The 18278-nt window shown below is 73.6% G+C and carries 15 protein-coding genes; 5 read left to right on the top strand and 10 right to left on the bottom strand.

From position 1 onward, the window contains the following. Positions 1-151: 151 nt before the first annotated feature. Together ACFVZH_RS35455 and ACFVZH_RS35460 are read left to right on the top strand one after the other, a co-directional pair. Positions 152-1954 (top strand): glycoside hydrolase family 15 protein, encoded by a 1803-nt coding sequence (locus ACFVZH_RS35455; RefSeq protein ID WP_384904018.1) that lies wholly within the window; start codon positions 152-154, stop codon positions 1952-1954. Between the two features lie 76 nt (positions 1955-2030). Continuing rightward, the gene (locus ACFVZH_RS35460) at positions 2031-3413 is read left to right on the top strand and encodes an FAD-binding oxidoreductase (RefSeq protein ID WP_384904019.1); all 1383 of its coding nucleotides are present in this window, start codon (positions 2031-2033) and stop codon (positions 3411-3413) included. Between the two features lie 6 nt (positions 3414-3419). Here the strand turns inward: ACFVZH_RS35460 and ACFVZH_RS35465 are convergent, their stop codons facing one another. Next, positions 3420-5060 (bottom strand): flavin monoamine oxidase family protein, encoded by a 1641-nt coding sequence (locus ACFVZH_RS35465; RefSeq protein ID WP_384904021.1) that lies wholly within the window; start codon positions 5058-5060, stop codon positions 3420-3422. A 45-nt stretch (positions 5061-5105) separates the two neighbouring features. Then, positions 5106-6620 (bottom strand): APC family permease, encoded by a 1515-nt coding sequence (locus ACFVZH_RS35470; RefSeq protein ID WP_384904023.1) that lies wholly within the window; start codon positions 6618-6620, stop codon positions 5106-5108. Between the two features lie 161 nt (positions 6621-6781). Here ACFVZH_RS35470 and ACFVZH_RS35475 point away from each other — a divergent pair, with 161 nt between their 5' ends. Beyond that, positions 6782-8410, top strand: coding sequence for a PucR family transcriptional regulator (locus ACFVZH_RS35475; RefSeq protein ID WP_384904025.1), 1629 nt, complete (start codon positions 6782-6784; stop codon positions 8408-8410). Between the two features lie 78 nt (positions 8411-8488). On the opposite strand, the gene ACFVZH_RS35480 is transcribed toward ACFVZH_RS35475, so the two are convergent. From ACFVZH_RS35480 to ACFVZH_RS35505, 6 genes are all read right to left on the bottom strand, one after another. Then, positions 8489-9568: a glycosyltransferase family 4 protein gene (locus ACFVZH_RS35480; RefSeq protein ID WP_384904027.1), complete on the bottom strand. Its 1080-nt coding sequence runs from the start codon at positions 9566-9568 to the stop codon at positions 8489-8491. Between the two features lie 109 nt (positions 9569-9677). Beyond that, positions 9678-10463, bottom strand: coding sequence for a hypothetical protein (locus ACFVZH_RS35485; protein WP_384904029.1), 786 nt, complete (start codon positions 10461-10463; stop codon positions 9678-9680). Then, the gene (gene recN / locus ACFVZH_RS35490) at positions 10460-12202 is read right to left on the bottom strand and encodes a DNA repair protein RecN (protein WP_384904030.1); all 1743 of its coding nucleotides are present in this window, start codon (positions 12200-12202) and stop codon (positions 10460-10462) included. The genes ACFVZH_RS35485 and recN overlap by 4 nt, the downstream gene beginning before the upstream one ends. Before the next feature lie 90 nt (positions 12203-12292). Beyond that, entirely contained in the window at positions 12293-13216 is a 924-nt protein-coding gene (locus tag ACFVZH_RS35495; protein WP_384904032.1) for an NAD kinase, read from the bottom strand. After that, the gene (locus ACFVZH_RS35500; protein ID WP_384904034.1) at positions 13213-14028 is read right to left on the bottom strand and encodes a TlyA family RNA methyltransferase; all 816 of its coding nucleotides are present in this window, start codon (positions 14026-14028) and stop codon (positions 13213-13215) included. Before ACFVZH_RS35500 ends, ACFVZH_RS35495 begins: the two co-directional genes overlap by 4 nt. A gap of 7 nt (positions 14029-14035) precedes the next feature. Continuing rightward, positions 14036-14296: a hypothetical protein gene (locus tag ACFVZH_RS35505; RefSeq protein WP_384904036.1), complete on the bottom strand. Its 261-nt coding sequence runs from the start codon at positions 14294-14296 to the stop codon at positions 14036-14038. A gap of 42 nt (positions 14297-14338) precedes the next feature. Here ACFVZH_RS35505 and ACFVZH_RS35510 point away from each other — a divergent pair, with 42 nt between their 5' ends. Further along, the gene (locus ACFVZH_RS35510) at positions 14339-14686 is read left to right on the top strand and encodes an SCP2 sterol-binding domain-containing protein (RefSeq protein ID WP_384904037.1); all 348 of its coding nucleotides are present in this window, start codon (positions 14339-14341) and stop codon (positions 14684-14686) included. Here ACFVZH_RS35510 and ACFVZH_RS35515 read toward each other — a convergent pair. Next, positions 14675-15541, bottom strand: a complete 867-nt coding sequence (locus ACFVZH_RS35515; RefSeq protein WP_384904039.1) for an ABC transporter ATP-binding protein — start codon at positions 15539-15541, stop codon at positions 14675-14677. The genes ACFVZH_RS35510 and ACFVZH_RS35515 overlap by 12 nt on opposite strands. A gap of 137 nt (positions 15542-15678) precedes the next feature. After that, on the bottom strand, positions 15679-16770 hold the full coding sequence (locus tag ACFVZH_RS35520) for an HAD hydrolase-like protein (protein WP_384904041.1): 1092 nt from the start codon (positions 16768-16770) through the stop codon (positions 15679-15681). 82 nt (positions 16771-16852) lie between these two features. On the opposite strand from ACFVZH_RS35520, the gene ACFVZH_RS35525 reads away from it, so the two are divergent. Then, the gene (locus ACFVZH_RS35525; RefSeq protein WP_384904043.1) at positions 16853-18145 is read left to right on the top strand and encodes a DUF1015 domain-containing protein; all 1293 of its coding nucleotides are present in this window, start codon (positions 16853-16855) and stop codon (positions 18143-18145) included. Positions 18146-18278: the final 133 nt, after the last annotated feature.

Below are 18278 nucleotides of genomic sequence, written 5' to 3' on the forward strand. Positions count from 1 at the left end.
AGGGCACCACCCCGCCTGTCACCCGGACCAAGAGCTCGTCGAAGATCCCTTGACCGCTGACACACACGGATCATGCGGCCGTCACCCGGCCGGATCGGTCCGAGCAAGCGCCCCGCGGGGCGGACATGGCCGTTCGACTGGAGTGAAGCACGTGGCCGGGCGCATCGAGGATTACGCACTCATCGGAGACATGCAGACCGCTGCCCTGGTCTGCCGGGACGGCAGCGTCGACTGGCTGTGTCTCCCCCGCTTCGACTCGCACGCGGTCTTCGCCGGACTGCTCGGCACCGAGGAACACGGATTCTGGCGGGTGGGACCCGCCGGTCCCGCGGACGCCGAGCCGGCCTTCGCCGACCGGCGCCGCTACCTGGGCGACTCGCTGATCCTGGAGTCCGAGTGGGACACCCCGCGCGGCACGGTCCGGGTGACCGACTTCATGCCGCCGCGCGACGGCGCCCCGCAGCTGATCCGGATCGTCGAGGGCGTCTCCGGCCGGGTGCGGATGCGTTCCTCGCTGCGGATGCGGTTCAGCTACGGACGGATCGTGCCCTGGGTGCACAAGGTCGGCGAGCGCACGGTCGCCGTCGCCGGACCCGACTCGGTATGGCTGGACACCGACGCCGAGACCCACGGCAAGGACCTCACGACCTACTCCGACTTCACCGTCACCCCCGGTGAGCGGATCACCTTCACGCTGTCCTGGCAGCCCTCCCACAAGGAGCCGCCGGCGCTGCCGGACCCGCAGGGCTCCCTGGAGGCGACCGCCGACTTCTGGCGCGAGTGGGTCGAGCACTGCACGTACCACGGCCCCTATCGGGAGGCGGTGGTCCGCTCGCTGATCACGCTGAAGGCGCTGACGTACGCGCCGACCGGCGGGATCGTGGCCGCGCCGACCACCTCGCTGCCCGAGGAGATCGGCGGCGTGCGGAACTGGGACTACCGCTACACCTGGCTCCGGGACGCGGCGATCACCCTCTCCTCGATGCTGCGCACCGGTTACCGCGAGGAGGCCCGCGCCTGGCGGGACTGGCTGCTCCGCGCGGTCGCGGGCGACCCGGAGAACCTCCAGATCATGTACGGCATCGCCGGCGAGCGGGAGCTCGGCGAGGCGGAGCTGGACTGGCTGCCGGGGTACGAGAACTCCGGCCCGGTCCGGGTCGGCAACGGCGCCGCCAACCAGCTGCAGCTGGACGTCTACGGCGAGGTCACCGAGGCCCTCCACCTCGCCCATATGACGGGGCTCTCCCGCAACGACTACGCCTCCCTCCTCCAGATCAAGCTGATCAACTACCTGGAGAAGCACTGGGACCAGCCCGACGAGGGGATCTGGGAGGTGCGCGGCCCGCGCCGCCACTTCGTGCACTCCAAGGTGATGGCCTGGGTGGCGGTCGACCGCACGATCAAGCTCATCGAGTCCGGCGACGCCGACGGCCCGCTGGAGCGGTGGCAGCAGTTGCGCGACGACATCCACCGGGACGTCTGCGAGAAGGGCTACGACAAGGAGCGGAACACCTTCACGCAGTCCTACGGCTCCAAGGAACTGGACGCCTCGCTGCTGCTGATCCCGCAGATGGGTTTCCTGCCGCCGGACGACAAGCGGGTGATCGGCACGATCGAGGCGATCCAGCGGGAGCTGTCCACGGAGGACGGTTTCGTGCTGCGCTATCCGACGGCCGGCGAGGAGGCCGGCGTCGACGGCCTGGAGGGTGACGAGGGCGCGTTCCTCGCCTGCTCGTTCTGGCTGGCGGACGACCTGGCGATGATCGGCCGGGTCGACGAGGCGCGCACGCTGTTCGAGAAACTCCTCTCGCTCCGCAACGACCTCGGGCTGCTCGCCGAGGAGTGGGACCCGCGGCTCCAGCGCCAGGTGGGCAACTTCCCGCAGGCGTTCAGCCACGTCCCGCTGATCGACACCGCGCTGCGGCTGACGGCGAGCGGGGCGTACGGCGGCTGAGACGGCCCCGCGCGGGGGACGGCGCCCGGACCTACGATGAGAGGGTCCCGTCCCCCCGTACGAAAGGGGGGCTCCCATGGCTCCCCATGTCTCCGAAAGCGCCCTGGCCGGACTGGTCGAGGACCTGGCCGGCGAGGTGATCGTCCCCGGTGATCCGGGCTATGACGAGGCCCGTGCCCTGCACAACGGAATGATCGACCGGCGCCCGTCGGTGATCGCCCAGTGCGCCACGCAGGCCGATGTGTCCAACGCGATCCTGTTCGGGCGCGCGGCCGAGCTGCCGATCGCGGTGCGCGGCGGCGGGCACAGTGTCGCCGGGTCCTCCATGATCGACGGCGCGCTGATCGTCGACCTCCGCCGCATGCACGGGGTCGTCGTGGACCCGGAGGACATGACGGTGCGGATCGAGGGCGGGGCGACCATGGCCCACCTGGACCACGCGTGCCAGCCGTTCCAGGTGGCGACGACCGGCGGGCGGGTGTCCACGACCGGTGTCGGCGGCTTCACGCTGGGCGGCGGCTCGGGGTGGCTGGAGCGGAAGTACGGGCTGGCGAGCGACAACCTGCTCGCCGCCGACCTGATCACCGCCGAGGGCAAGCACGTCCACACGGACGAGGAGGAGAACCCGGAGCTGTTCTGGGCGCTGCACGGCGGCGGCGGGAACTTCGGGGTGGCGACCTCGCTGACGATGCGGCTGCACCCGCTGCCCCGGATGAGCGTCGCGATGCTGTTCTTCCTGCCCGACAACGCGCCCGAGGTGGTGCGCACCTTCCGTGATCTCGGCGCCGGCGCACCCGACGAGATGGGCGGTGGGGCGATCTACCTGCCCGCACCCCCGGAGCCGTTCATCCCGGAGGACCTGGTCGGCAAGCTGGTCTGCGGGACGCTGCTCACGTACACGGGCCCGGTCGAGGAGCTCCGCGACCTCGCGGCGCCGCTGTTCGCGCTGAAGCCGGTGGTCGAGATCGTCACGGACATCCCGTACGTGGAGCTGCAGTCGATGCTCGACGACCCGCCGGGGCTGCGGAACTACTGGTCCGCCGAGTACCTGCGGGACTTCCCCGACGAGGCCGTGGACACCTTCTGCGACCGTGGCGCGCGGATCCCCGCGTCCACGGCCACCCAGCACGTGCTGTTCCTGATGGGCGGGGCCGTGGCCGCCGGGCCCTCCCGGTATCCGCAGCCGTGGCGCACCGCGCCGTGGGCGGTGCACCCGTTCGCGACCTGGGAGGACCCGGCGTACGACGAGCAGGCGAAGCAGTGGGTGCACGACGTGCGGGCCGACGTGCGGCCGTGGGCGCTCGAGGCGACGTATCTGAACTTCGTCGGCGCCGAGGGCGAGCAGCGGATCGTCTCCTCCTACGGAGCGAGGAACTACCGCCGGCTCGCCGCCGTGAAGGCCGCGTTCGACCCCGACAACGTGTTCCGCTTCAACCAGAACATCGTGCCGGCCGGCTGAGCCGGCTCACCTCAGGACGGCGATCACCTCCTTGGCGGCCCGCTCGCCCTCCGTGGCGCCGCCTTCCATGAAGCCCTGGAAGTCGTACGAGCAGTGCTCGCCGCCGATGTGGACGTTGCCCTGCGCGGTCCCCTCGTACTTCGCGTAGCGGTGGAGGTAGCCGACGGGCCAGCAGGAGTACGCGCCGAGCGAGTACGGGTTCTTGTGCCAGGCGGAGAGCTGGGCGCGGCCGGTGTACGCCCGGGAGGTGCCGGGGAAGAAGGCGTCGATGCCGGCCAGGTAGCGGTCGACCAGGTTCCGGACGTACGGGTCGGACTCGGTGGAGAAGGGCCCGGCCGGGTTCAGGTTCCGGGCGAGGCTGCCGCCGCCGTACTGGAGGAGGATGCCGCCGGTGCCGCCCTGGATCTTGGTGGTGTCCCAGGTCTGCTGGACCTCGGAGTCGGTGAAGCAGTCACCCGCGGAGACGCCGGGCCAGGGGCCGGTGCCGCGCCAGGGGCGGGTGCCGAACTGCATGTTGAGCTTGGTGCAGTGGCCCATGCGGGCGTCTCGCAGGAGGTTGCGCATGAGCGGGTCGAACCCGGCCTGGGAGAGGTCCAGTTGCTGGAGGATCGGCAGCGGGACGCACAGGATCGTGTGGTCGGCGGTGACGGTCCGGGTGGCGCTGCCCTCGGTGAAGGTCAGGGTCTGGGTGCCGTCGGTGCCGGCGCGTACGGCGGTCAGTGACCAGCCCATGCGCAGGGTGCCGGGGGCGAGGGCGCCGGCGACGGCGTTCGGGAGCCGGTCGTTGCCGCCGACGATGTGGTAGCGCTCGTTGGACAGGCCCCAGACGTTGAAGTTGCCCGGATTGGTCTGGTAGCCCATGAGCAGGACGAGGGCGAGCGAGGACTGTTCGGTGGTGTCGGCGCCGTACTCGACGTTGTAGGCGACGTCGATGAACGTGCCGAGCGGCGAGGAGTGGCCGCCGGGGACGCGGCTCTCGATCCACTCGTACAGCGACATGTTGTCGAGGGCGGTGCCGGTGGGGGTGGTCTGGTTCCAGGTGACCTCTCCCGCCGCGGAGAGGTCGCGGCGCAGTGCCTGGTAGACGGCGTTGAAGTCCTCGTCGGCCTGGCTGCGCGGGTAGTAGGCGCCGCCGAACCAGAGGACTTCCTCGGCCCCGTTGGGTCCGCCGCCGAGGAAGTCCTCGGTGGTGAGGTCGAAGCGGCGGCAGAGCTCCAGGATCTTCTTGTGGCTGGTGTCGATCAGCTCGCCGCCGATCTCGGAGGTCTGTCCGTACGCCCAGTGGGCGCGCTGGGTCCACATGCGGCCGCCGACCCTGGCCGGGTTCGCCTCGTAGAGCACCGGGCTCAGGCCGGCGTCCTGGAGGGTGAGGGCGGCGGTGAGGCCGGAGATGCCGGCGCCGACGACGGCGATCCGGGCGGTGCTCTTGACCGGCGGGGACGGGGTGGCGGCCGCGGCGGGGGCGGCGGCGGCCGCACCCGCGCCGACCGCGATGCCGGCGGCGGCGGCGTACTTGAGCAGGGACCGGCGGCCGACGGCGTCGGCGCGCATGCCGCGGAGCTCGTCGACGGGCAGTCCGAGCCGTCGGGCGTCGGCGTGCTCGGCGGCGAGGTGGTTCAGGAGGTGCATCGGGTTGGTGCGTGCCATGGGGCGCTCCTGGACGAAGGGGGACGGGTACCCGGGAGGGGAGGGTCAGCTCTGGGGCACGGGGGCGGGCGCGGTGACCTCTTCGGCGGGGCGTTCGGCGGCGTCCTCCAGGACGATCCGGCCGATGATCTCGTACCGCTCGGGCCGCTTGGCCTTGAGATAGAAGCCGAGGCCGAGGCCGCCGAAGAAGACCAGGCCGACGATCCAGGGGATCGCCTTGAAGAAGAGGGAGTCCGCCGCGAGCCCGGCCGCGGTCTCCATGTTCATGACCAGCAGGACGACGACGGCGATCATGCCGACGCCGCCGAGGAGCGGTGCGGTGAGGGTCCTGAACCAGTGCCGGTCCTCGGGGTGGTTCTTGCGGAAGTAGCCGATGACGGCGAAGGAGCAGAGGGTCTGGACGATGAGGATCGCCATCGTGCCGAGGATGGCGAGGAGGGTGTACAGGTGGATGTAGGGGTCCTGGCCGGTCAGCCAGAAGGCGGCCACGAGGGCCACGGCGATCGCGCTCTGGACGTACGAGGCGATGTACGGCGAGCCGTGGCGGGTGTGGGTGCGGCCGAGCGCCGGGTGCAGGAAGCCCTCGCGGCCGATGGCGTAGAGGTAGCGCGAGGCGCACTGGTGGAACGCCATTCCGCAGGCGAAGGAGCCGGTGAGCAGCAGCCACTGGAAGGCGTCGACCGCCCAGGCGCCGATGAAGGTCTGGGTGGGGGCGAAGAACAGGTCGAGCGGGCTGGCGGACGCGGACAGCTTCACCGAGCCGCTCAGGCCGTTGCCGGCGATCGTCATCCACGACACGTAGATGTAGAAGAGGCCGACGCCGATGACGGAGACGAGGGTGGCGCGCGGGATCACCCGCTTGGGGTCGCGGGACTCCTCGCCGTACATCGCGGTCGACTCGAATCCGACCCATGACCAGAAGGCGAAGAAGAGGCCGAGTCCGGCGGAGGTGCCGGTGAAGGCGTTCTTGGGGTTGATCGGCTCGACGGGGATGCCGTCGGGGCCGCCGCCGGCGATCAGGACGGCGGTGGCGACCGCGAAGAGGACCGCGATCTCGGCGACGAGCATCACGCCGAGCGCCTTGGCGGTCAGGTTGATGTCGAAGTACGACAGGACGGCGGTGACGGCGAGCATGACGGCCGCGTAGACGATCCAGGGCAGGTCGACGCCGAGCTGATCGGCGACGGTCGTCCTGGCGAAGTAGGCGAAGACACCGACGATCGACGCCTCGAAGACGATGTACGCGAGGACCGCGAGCATGCCGGAGGCCATGCCGGCGATCCGGCCGAGACCGTGCGAGATGTAGCCGTAGAAGGCACCGGCGGCGGTGATCCGCTTGGCCATGGCGACATAGCCGACCGAGAAGACGGTCAGGACGAGCGTCGCGAAGAGGTATCCGGCGGGAGCGCCGGTGCCGTTGCCGAAGCCGACGGCGATGGGGAGGTTTCCGGTCATCGCGGTGATCGGGGCCGCGGTGGCCACGGCCATGAAGACGACACCGACGAGGCCGACCGAGTTCGCCTTCAGCCGGTGGACCTCTGGGGTGGGGTTCTCTGTCATGGCGCGAGAGCATCCTCGCGTGTGACACAGGCCACAATCGACATGCGGTCGCACAATTCCCGCCACGGCACGACGAGTTGTCGCCCCGGTGTACGAAGTGTCCGGTCCCGTGACCGTCGGGTGATGTCGCCGGAACGCGGACGCGGGTAGCGTCCCGGCCCATGGACAATCAGGGCGGGATCACCGTGCAGCGGGCGCTCGAACTCCCGGGCCTCCGCGGCGGGCTCCCGGAGGTCGTCGCCGGCGCCGACCGGCTGCACCGCACCGTGCGCTGGGTGCACGCGGGCGAGGTGCCGAACATCGCGTCACTGCTCAAGGGCGGCGAGCTGCTGCTGACCACCGGCCTCGGGCTCGGCACCCGGCCGGCCGAACAGCGGGCCTTCGTGCGGCGGCTGGCCGACCGGGGCATCGCGGCCCTCGTGGTGGAGCTGGGCCCCCGCTTCGCGCGGCTCCCCGCGACGATAGTGGAGACCGCCCGGACGGCCGGCCTGCCCCTCGTCCAGCTCCACCGCGAGGTCCCCTTCGTCGCCGTCACGGAGGAGATCCACACCGAGATCGTCAACGGTCACTACGCGCTCCTGCGCCAGGCCGAAGAGGTCCACCGGCAGTGCACCGAGGCCCTCCTCGGCGGCGGCGGGATCCCGCAGGTCCTGCGCATCCTCTCCGACTTCGCCGCCAACCCGGTCTTCCTGGAGACCGCCGACGGCCAGCTGCTGTACGCGGCGGGCACCGAGTCCGCCCCCGCCGACCCGCTCCAGGTGTGGGACGGGCTCCGCGGCCAGCGGGCGGCCCGCGAATCGGGCCCGCCCACCGGCACGGTCCTCGTCGACGTGCCCGGCGGCGGCCCCGGTACGGCGTCGGTACGGGCCCGCCTCGTGCTCCTCGCGGTGTCCGGCGCCCTCTCCCCCGTCCACCGGATGGCCGCCGAGCGGGCCGCCGGCCTCCTCGCGGTCGTCCTCATGCAGGCCCGCCAGGAGGAGGAGCTGGCGGCCCGCGGCCGCGGCGACTTCCTGACGGACCTCGCGGAGGGCCGGATCACGGCCGAGGCGGCCCCGGCCCAGGCCCGCGTCCTCGGCTTCAAACCGGGCGACGGCCCGCTCCTGCCGGTGGTCATGCGCCTGGCCTCGGAACTCTCCCCGTCGGGCAACTGGGCGCTCCTGGCCCGTGCCGTCCTCGAAGAGCTCTCCTCCGTCGGCGTCCCGGTCCTCCTCGGCGTCCGCCCGGTGGAGGGCCGGGTCCCCCTCCTCCTCGGACTCCGCTCGGAGACGGAGCGCACGGCGGTCGCGGACCGTGTCGCGGCGGCGCTGCGCGCGGGAGTGGAGCGGGCCGGCCTGGAACGCGCCGGGGCGCACCCGCCGGTCGTCGTCGTGGGCGTCGCCGGCAGCTGGGCGGCCGCCTCGGCGGGCCTGCGGCACGCGGCCGAGACGGCGACGGCCGCCCAGGGCCTCTCGGACCTCCCCTGGTACGACGCCCGCCGACTCGACATCGACCTCCTCCTGTGGCGCCTGCACTACCACGGGGACACCGTCCTGCCCGCCTTCGTGGACCGCGCCATCGGGCCCCTGCGCGAGCACGACCGCACGTCCCGCCCGCCGCTCCTCCCGACCCTCGAGACGTACCTCGCCCACGCGGGCCGCAAGGCGGAGACCGCCCGCGAGCTGCACCTCAACCGCCAGACCCTCTACAACCGTCTCGCCCGCATCTCCGAGCTCCTCGGCACCGACCTCGACGACCCGCAGACCGTCCTGGCCCTCTCCCTGGCTCTCAGAGCCCGCCGCCACACGTCATAGCGCCCGCCGCGGCCGAGCCCGGGGCGCGGGCCCCGCCAGGGGTCACCGCCCCGCAAGGCGTCACCGCCCCGCCAGGGGTCACCGCCCCGCCAGCTCGTCGTACACGCTCAGGACGTGCGCCACGGTCTCGTCCTCCGTGGGCCAGGACCCCGCCTGCACCCGCCCGGCCGCCCCCAGGTCCATCCGCCGCTCCACGTCGTCCAGCAGCCCCCGCACCGCCCCCGCCAGCGCCCCCGCGTCGCCGTACGGCACGAGTTCCGCCGCGTCCCCCACGAGTTCCGGGACGCCGCCGACGGCCGTCGCGACGAGGGGAACGCCCAGCCGGAGGGCCTCCTGGGCGAGCAGGGAGCGGGCCTCCCACCGGGACGGCAGGACGGCGACGTCCGCCGCGGCGAGCAGTTCGGCGACGTCCTCGCGCCGCCCGATGAGCCGCACCGCGAGGCCCTCCGACGCGATCCGCCGTTGCAGGAAGGCCCGTTCGCGCCCTTCGCCGGCGATCACGAGCAGCGGCTGCGGGTCGAGGTCCCGCCACTCCCGTGCGGCGTCGAGCAGCGTCCGGTATCCCCGGCCGCGTTCGAGCGCGCCGACGGCCATGAGCAACGGGCGGTCGACGGCGCCGAGTTCGGCCCGGGCCTTGCCGTCGTGGAGGCAGACGGGCCCGCGCGCGGCGGGCACGGTGACGGGCGCGAGCCGGGCGTCCCGGGCCCCGCGCCGCCGGGCCCGGTCGACGAGTTCGGAGGAGGTGGCGAGGACGACGGCGGCGGCGCGCACGGTCCTGCGCTCCAGGAGCCGCTGGACGCCGCCGCGCGCCCCGTCGAGGTGGCTGCGGCTGTGCCAGGTGGTCACCAGGGGCGCCCGGGCGTCGCCGGTGAGCGCGAGCGCGGCCCGGACGGATGCCTGCAGGCCGTGCGCGTGGACGACGTCCGCGCCGATGAAGGCGTTGCGGAGCGCGGTGACGGCGGCGGGGTCGCCGAAGCGCGGCAGGGGCACGAAGTGCGCGCCGGCGCCGAGGTAGTCGTAGACGCGGTCGAGTTCGGCCGGGGCGCACACGGTCACCCGCACGCCCCTCGCCACCAGCCCCGAGGCAAGTGATCGGACGTGAGCGCTGCTGCCCGCGCTGCCGCCGCCCAGCACTTGGACCGTACGGAGCTGTGTCACGCGCCCAAGGATGCCAGTACGTGCCCCCGACCGTACGCACGTTCCGGCAGCGAAGTGGCGTCGTTCCCTTGTGCGGAACGCGTCCGGCGTACGGACTCACCCCACGGGTTCACTCACACGGGTGAGCGCACGGCGAACTCTCCACGCCCCCGCTCGGCGACGGGCGCTCTCCCCTGGCGCTGCGGCGCTCTCCCCACACGGCGGCGGCGATCAGCCCGGCCGCGTGCGCGGCGAGCCCGAGCCGCCCGTTCCCGGCGGCGATCGCACCGCCGACGGAGGCCCCGAGCGCGTGCGCCCCGGCGTCGCCCAGCATGGTCCGCTCGCCCAGGTCGTCGCCGAGGAGCGCCGCCGCGGCACCCATCGGGGCGGCGGCGAGCGACCCCCGCACCAGGCCCGGCGCGCCGAGCCCGAGCACGGTCAGCCCCGCGTACCCGGGCCGGACGTCCACGAGGTTCACCAGGTGCGCGGTGCCGGCGATGACGACCCCGGCGAGGAGCCTGTCCACGGGCTTCTCCTTGAGGAGGGCCCCGGCGACGAGCGAGGCGGCACCGATGCCGACGAGCTTGACGGTCCCGCTGGTCACCTCGCCGCCCCGAAGCGCCGTCAGGTGCGCCCGGAAACCGCGCCGGTGGTCGCCCCGCAGGTCGTCGTACCGCCCGCACACGGACGCCGCGGCGACGGCGAGCGCGACGCCCGGCGCGCCGGGCAGGACGGCGGCCGCCGAGCCGAACGCGGCGGCGGGACCCGCGTGGAGGGCCACCGGACGGCCCGCGTGGTTGGTCCGCTCCCAGGCGTGAGGGCCGCCCGGCGGCCGGCGCCTCAGCTGCCCGTACGCGAGCCGGGTCGCGCCGAAGGCCGCGGCGAACGTCCCGATCCGTCCCGGGCCCCGGTTCACGCGTCCGCCCTGGCCGTGGCCAGCAGCTCCTCGGCATGCGCCCTGGCCGTCTCCGAGTCCTCCTGGCCCGCGAGCATCCGGGACAGCTCGCGCACCCGCTCCTCGCCCTCCAGGACGGTGACACCGGACCGGGTCACGGAGCCGTCGTTGGTCTTCTCGACGAGCAGCTGCCGGTCGGCGAAGGCCGCGACCTGCGGAAGGTGGGTGACGACCACGACCTGCGCGGTCCTGGCCAGCTTGGCGAGCCGGCGGCCGATCTCGACGGCCGCCTTGCCGCCGACGCCCGCGTCGACCTCGTCGAAGAGATACGTCGGCACCGGGTCCGTCCCGGCGAAGACGACCTCGACGGCCAGCATCACCCGGGACAGCTCGCCGCCGGACGCGCCCTTGGCGATCGGCCGCGGCGGGGCGCCGGGGTGCGGGGCGAGCAGCAGCTCGACCTCGTCGGCCCCGGACGGACCGTAGGCGACACGGCGGCCGCCGATCTCGACGCCCTCCGGGTCCTCGGTCTGGCCGATGGCGAAGGACACCCGCGCGTGCGGCATGGCGAGCGAGGCGAGCTCCGCGGTGACCGCGTCGGCGAACCGGTCGGCCGCCTCCGTACGGGCGTCGGTGAGCCGCTGCGCGAGCACCGACAGGTCGTCGCGCAGCCGGTCCCGCTCGACGGTCAGCTCCTCGATGCGGTCGTCGTCGCCGTCGAGCTCGCCGAGCCGCGCCGCGCTCTCCTCCGCCCAGGCCAGTACGGCGGCGATGTCCTCGCCGTACTTCCGGGTGAGCTGGGTGAGCGCCGCGCGCCGCTCCTCGACGGCCGCGAGCCGCAGCGGGTCGGCGTCCAGGTCGTCGGCGTATCCGGCCAACTCGGTGGCCACGTCGCCGAGCAGGATGGAGATCTCCCCCATCCGGTCGGCGAGCGCCGCGAGGGCCGGGTCGTGCGACCGTACGGCTTCCAGGGCCCGGCCGGCGCCGGCGACCAGCGTGGTCGCGTCGACGGACTCGGGGTCCTCGGGGTTGCCGGCGAGCGCGCCGTGCGCGAGCGCCGCGGCAGAGGCGAGGGCCTCGGCGTGCCCGAGCCGCTCGGCCTCGGCGGCGAGTTCGGCGTCCTCCCCGGACAGCGGGGCGACGGCCTCGATCTCGCCGAGCCCGAACCGCAGCAGATCGGCCTCCTGGGCGCGTTCCCGGGCCCGGGTGGTGATCTCCTCCAACTCTCCGGTGACGGCCCTGAGGCGCTTGTACGCGTCCCCGTAGGCGGTCAGCGGCACGGCGACGGCCTCGCCCGCGTACCGGTCGAGCGCGCCGCGCTGCCGGGCCGGCTTGAGCAGCCCCTGCTGGTCGGTCTGGCCGTGGACGGCGACGAGTTCGTCGGCGAGCTCGGCGAGCAGTCCGACGGGCACGGAGCGGCCGCCGAGGTGGGCCCGCGAGCGGCCCTCGGCCGAGACGGTACGGCTGACGAGCAGCACACCGTCGTCGAGTTCGGCCCCGGCCTCCTCCGCGCGTACGGCGGCGGGCGCGCCCGGGGGCACGCTGATCCGCCCCTCGACCACGGCCGACGCCGCGCCGATCCGCACCAGGGCCGGGTCTGCCCGTCCACCGAGCAGCAGGCCCAGGCTGGTCACCACCATGGTCTTGCCCGCACCGGTCTCACCGGTCACCGCGGTGAAGCCGGGCGACAGCTCGACCACCGCGTCGTCGATGACCCCGAGCGACCGTATCCGCATCTCCTCCAGCACGCCCCAGACCATACGAGGTTTCCCCGGTCCGATGCGACATCGCCCCCGCGCGTAACCCTCCGGCGCGCCGCTCGTTCGGGCCGGCCGGAGGACGCGGGCGGATCAGTGCGGCGCGCCCCGCCACCCCGACACCGGCAGGGCGAACTTGGCGACCAGCCGGTCCGTGAAGGAGGCGTGGTGCAGTCGGGCCAGCCGCACGGGCACGGCACCCCGCCGCACCTCGACGCGGGCTCCGGCGGGAAGTTCCACGGTCCGCCGCCCGTCGCACCACAACACCCCGTGGGGCGTGTGCGGCTCGACCTCGACGGCGAGCACCGACTGGGGGGTGGTGATCAGCGGCTTGGCGAAGAGCGCGTGGGCCCCGATCGGGACCATGAGCAGGGCCTCGACCTCGGGCCAGACGACGGGCCCGCCCGCCGAGAAGGCGTACGCGGTGGAGCCCGTCGGTGTCGCGCAGATCACCCCGTCGCAGCCGAAGCCGGTCACCGGACGCCCGTCGATCGCGAGGACGACCTCCAGCATCCGCTCCGGGGAGACCTTCTGCACGGCCGCCTCGTTGAGCGCCCAGTCGCGGTACAGGACGTCGCCGTTCTCGTACACGACGACGTCGAGGGTCATCCGCTCCTCGACCTCGTACGCCTTCGTCACGACCCGGTCCACGACCTTGTCGAGGTCGTCGCGCTCGGCCTCCGCGAGGAAGCCGACGCGCCCCAGGTTGACGCCGAGCATCGGCACGCCGGAGGCGCGGGAGAACTCGGCGCCGCGCAGCAGCGTGCCGTCCCCGCCGAGGACGACGAGGAGTTCACAGCCGTCGAGCGCGTCGGAACAGGCTTCCGGCACCCTCTCGACGGACGGCGGCAGCGGCAGGTCCGATGCCTCGGCCTCCAGGACACGGACGCCGATGCCGCAGCGCAGCAGCCCCAGGACGACCAGTTCGGCGCTGCGCACGGCGGCCGGCCGGCCGGTGTGCGCGAGCAGGAAGACGGTACGTGGTGCGGTATCTGGTGCTGCTGCCGTTGAGCTCAACGAGGTCCCTCCGCCACGGCGCGGTCGACATCCGCCGGATCCAGCGCGGGCGCGCCTGCCCGCAGCCACAGAAAGTACTCGACGTTGCCGGAGGGGCCGGGCAGCGGGCTGGCGGTGACGCCGAGCACGCCGAGGCCGAGCTCGGCGGCCCGCCGCGCCACGTTCTTCACCGCGTCGGCCCGGAGTTCGGTGCTCCGGACGACCCCGCCCGTGCCGAGCCGCTCCTTGCCCACCTCGAACTGCGGCTTGACCATGAGGACCAGGTCGGCGTCGGGCGCCGTGCAGGCCGCCAGCGCGGGCAGGACGAGGCCGAGCGGGATGAAGGACAGGTCGCCGACGACGAGGTCGACCGGGACGCCGTCGATCGCGTCGAGTGTCAACTCGCGTACGTTCGTGCGGTCCTTCACGGTGACGCGCTCGTCGCTCTGCAGCGACCAGGCGAGCTGCCCGTAGCCGACGTCGACGGCGACGACATGGGCGGCGCCCGTGCGCAGCAGGACGTCCGTGAAGCCGCCGGTGGAGGCTCCGGCGTCCAGCGCCCGCCGGCCCTCGACCCGCAGCCCCTGCGGGACGAACGCGGCGAAGGCGCCGGCGAGCTTGTGCCCGCCGCGCGAGACGTAGTCGGGATCGGAGTCGTCCTGGACGACGACGATGGCCGCGGCGGTCTCCACCTGGGTGGCGGGCTTGGTGGCGACGGTCTTGCCGACGGTCACCCGGCCGGCGGCGATCAGCTGGCTGGCGTGCTCGCGCGAGCGCGCGAGCTTGCGCCGGACCAGCTCGGCGTCGAGACGGCGGCGTGCCACTCCTGCCACGTTCGGTTCAGCTCCTGTTGTCGTACGGACGGGGGGCGGGGTGCGCGTCCAGCGAGGTCAGCTCCGCGCGCAGCCCACGGTGTACATCCTCGTACACCTCCAGGTGTCCGTCCGCCGGGAGGTGGTCCACCTCGGCGAGACGCTCCAGGTGCGCGTCGACGGGGCCGTGGCCGGTGAGCTCCCGGGCGACGCCGAGCGGAGCGGGCCCGGCGGGCGCGTACGGCTCCTCGGCGGCCTGGTCGGAGGGGTCCGGCATCTCGTCGCTCATGCCCCGACGCTACCGCGAAGCACTGGGGTACCGTCGACGGCGATGGCGACGATCACCGAGTGCCGCGGCGCACTGGACAGACTTTCGGACAATCTCGCGCGGGCCGACGGCGACGTGCGGGGTGCGGCCGCCTTCGACCGCACCCTGAGCTGCCACATCACGGACCTCGACACGACCTTCACGGGCCGTCTCGCCGACGGCCGCATCGAGGTCGCGGACACGGTGCCGGGCCCGCCGCGGGCCAAGGCCCAGATCCGGCTCGCGATGTCCGGCGACGACCTGGTGGCGATGGTGGGCGGCGAACTGAAGTTCGCGAAGGCGTGGGCCTCGGGCCGGGTCAGGCTGGAGGCGGGCTTCCGCGACCTGATCCGGCTCCGCTCACTTCTGTAGCGCGGGCTCCTGGGCCGCGGGCTCCTGCGCCTGAGCCACCACGGTCCGGCGGGCGCGCGCCTTCCGCCCGGCCGGTACGACCAGCGGTGTGCCCGTCTCCGGGTCGTCGATGACCTGGCAGCGCAGCCCGAAGACCCGCTCGACCAGCTCGGCGGTCACGACCTCGGACGGCGGCCCCGCGGCGACGATCTCGCCGCCGCGGACCGCGATGAGGTGGGTCGCGTACCGGGCCGCGTGGTTGAGGTCGTGCAGGACGGCGACGAGCGTCCGGCCCTGCGTCTCGTGCAGCTCGGCGCAGAGGTCGAGGACGTCGATCTGGTGCTGGATGTCGAGGTACGTGGTCGGCTCGTCGAGCAGCAGCAGCGGCGTCTGCTGGGCGAGCGCCATGGCGATCCAGACGCGCTGGCGCTGGCCGCCGGACAGTTCGTCGACGTACCGGTCGGCCAGTTCGGCGACGCCCGTCGCCTCCATCGACTCCTGGGTGATCCGCTCGTCCTCCGGGGACCACTGGCGCAGCAGCCCCTGGTGCGGGTAGCGGCCGCGCGCCACGAGGTCGGCGACGGTGATGCCGTCGGGGGCCACGGACGACTGGGGCAGCAGGCCGAGGGTCTTGGCCACCTTCTTCGCGGGCATCGTCTGGATGGACTGCCCGTCGAGCAGGACCCGCCCCGCGCTGGGCTTCAGCATCCGGGAGAGGGCGCGCAGCAGCGTGGACTTGCCGCAGGCGTTCGGCCCGACGATGACCGTGAAGGAGTTGTCGGGGATCTCGACGGACAGATCGCGGGCGATGACCCGCTGCTCGTACGCGAGGGTGACCGATTCCGCGCTCAGCCGCTGTCCCTGCCGACCGTCCATGCCCGTACTCCTGATGTCCGTCAACCCAGAAAGAGTTAGGTTAGCCTACCCAACTTTCCCAAGGGTCGACCGGGGGCCGGGAGGGGTCCGCGGACCCCAGCCCACGACCCCCCGGAACCGGACCGCGCCGAAGGCCCTCACACCCCCAGCCGCGCCAGCGCCTTCCCCGCGTCCGGCACGGCACCGCCGGCGTCCGCCGCCGACCACGCCGCCCCGCACAACGCCCTCACCGCGTCCATCGGATCCGCTCCCCCGGAGACCGACGCCTCGGCCGCAGCCTCCTCCAGAACCAGCTCACCGGCGCTCACCGACGCCCGCCACGCCCCGCACCCGAACCCGCCGTCCGCGTCCACGACCACCTCCGGCTGCCCCACGAGCAGCCCCCGCAGATCGGCCGCCACATACGTCGGCCGGTGCTCCGGCACCGCCGCCAGCAGCTGCGCCACGTCCGTCACCCCGGTCAGCACCAGCAGCGAGTCCACCCCGCCGTTGAACGCCCCCTCGATGTCCGTGTCCAGCCGGTCCCCGACCACCAGCGGCCGCTCCGCACCCGTCCGCAGCACCGTCTCCCGGTGCATCGGCGGCAGCGGCTTCCCCGCGACCTTCGGCTCCGCGCGGCCGCCCGTCGCGATCCGCACGACCTCCACCGCCGCCCCGTTCCCCGGCCCGATGCCCCGCGCCCCGGGAATCGTCAGATCCGTGTTCGAGGCGTACCACGGCACGCCCCGCCCCACGGCGTAGGCCGCCTCCGCGAACCGCCGCCACGGCAGCTCCGGCCCCCCGTACCCCTGCACGACCGCCACCGGCTCGTCGTCCGCCGACTCCACCGGCACCAGACCCCGCTCCCGCAGCGCCACCCGCAGCCCCTCCCCGCCGACGACGAGCACCCGGGACCCGGGCGGCACGTCGTCCGCGATCAGCCGGGCGACCGCCTGCGCCGAGGTGACCACGTCCCCGGCCTCCGCCCCCGGCACCCCCAGCTCGGTGAGGTGCGCGGCGACCTCCTCCGGCGTCCGCAGCGCGTTGTTCGTGACGTACGCCAGATGCATGCCGCCGGCCCGCGCCACGCCGAGCGACTCGACGGCGTGCGGAACGGCCTCGCCCCCCGCGTACACCACGCCGTCCAGGTCCAGGAGCGCCGTGTCGTACGCCTCGCTCAACGGCACCGCGCTGCCGCCCGGACGATTCCTGTCGCCGTCACGCCGCCCCTGGCCGATCCGCACCGTCACCGCACACTCCTCGCCTCACCGGGTGAAATTCCCCCGCTCCCCCGATCATCGCTCATGGCCACGGCCCACATACGATGACGAGATGAACACCTCAGGTCACGCGGCCGCCGACGTCCGCGACGACACCGCAGGGCTGCGCCTGGCCCCGTTCCGCGGACTCCGCTACGTCCCCGAACGGGTCGGCAGCCTCGCCGCCGTGACGTCCCCGCCCTACGACGTCGTCGTACGACCTGACGGGCTGCTCCATCTGGAGTCGGCCGACCCCCACAACATCGTCCGGCTGATCCTCCCGCAGGCCATCACCGCCGGCACCCGCCACCGCAAGGCCGCCGTCACCCTCGACCGGTGGCTCGCCGACGGCGTCCTCGCCCCGGACCCGGAGCCCGCGCTCTACGTGTACGAGCAGCACGGCGACGGCATCCTCCAGCGCGGCATCATCGGGGCCCTGGAGCTGTCCACCCCGGACGCGGGCATCGTCCTCCCCCACGAGGACGTCATGCCGCACGTCGTCGAGGACCGCGCCGCCCTCATGCGCACCACCGCCGCCAACCTGGAGCCGCTGCTCCTCACCTACGTCGGCGAGGGCGACGGCGCCGACGCGGTCGTCGAACGCACCGTCCGGCGCGAGCCCCTGCTCTCCACGACCACCGAGGACGGCTTCCACCACCGCCTCTGGTCCGTCACGGACCCCGCCGAGCTGGCCACCGTCGCCGGCGAGCTGGCACGGCACCAGGCGCTCATCGCCGACGGCCACCACCGCTGGGCGACCTACCTGCGCCTGCGCGAGGAACACACCGCCCCGGGCCCCTGGAACTACGGCCTGGTCCTCCTCGTCGACACCGCCCGCTACCCGCTCCGGGTCCGCGCCATCCACCGTCTCCTCAGCCGCCTCCCGGTCACCGACGCCCTCGCGGGCCTGTCCGGCTCCTTCCGGGTGCGCCGCATCGAGCAGCCCCTGCCGGTGGCCCTGGAGGCCCTCGCGACCGCCGCCGCCGACGGCAACGCCTTCCTCCTCGCCGGCGACGGCGCCTTCCACCTCGTCGACCTCCCCGACCCCGCCCTCCTCGACCGCACGATCCGCACCGACCGCCCCCAGGCATGGCGCACCCTCGACGCGACCGTCCTCCACTCCACCCTCCTGGAGAACGTCTGGCACATCCCGGACGCCCCCGAGGACATCGCCTACATCCACGACGCCCAGGCCGCCGTCGAACAGGCCGAGCGCCGCGGCGGCACGGCCGTCCTCATGCACCCCGTCCAGGAGGACGTCGTCCGCGACCTCGCCCGGCAGGGCGTCACCATGCCCCGCAAGTCGACCTCCTTCGGCCCGAAGCCGGCCACCGGCCTGGTCCTGCGAAGCCTCGCCCTGGACTGACGCGCAACCCCGGAAACGAAGAAGGGCGGCACCCCTGGGGTGGCGCCCATCACACAGCTCAAACCCCTCAGCCCCGGTCGCCGGCGCGCGCGTCGGCGCGCGCGTCACGCACGGCGCGCGCGGCGGCGCGGGG

The organism is Streptomyces sp. NPDC059534 (genome assembly GCF_042743475.1).
Classification (GTDB): Bacteria; Actinomycetota; Actinomycetes; order Streptomycetales; family Streptomycetaceae; genus Streptomyces.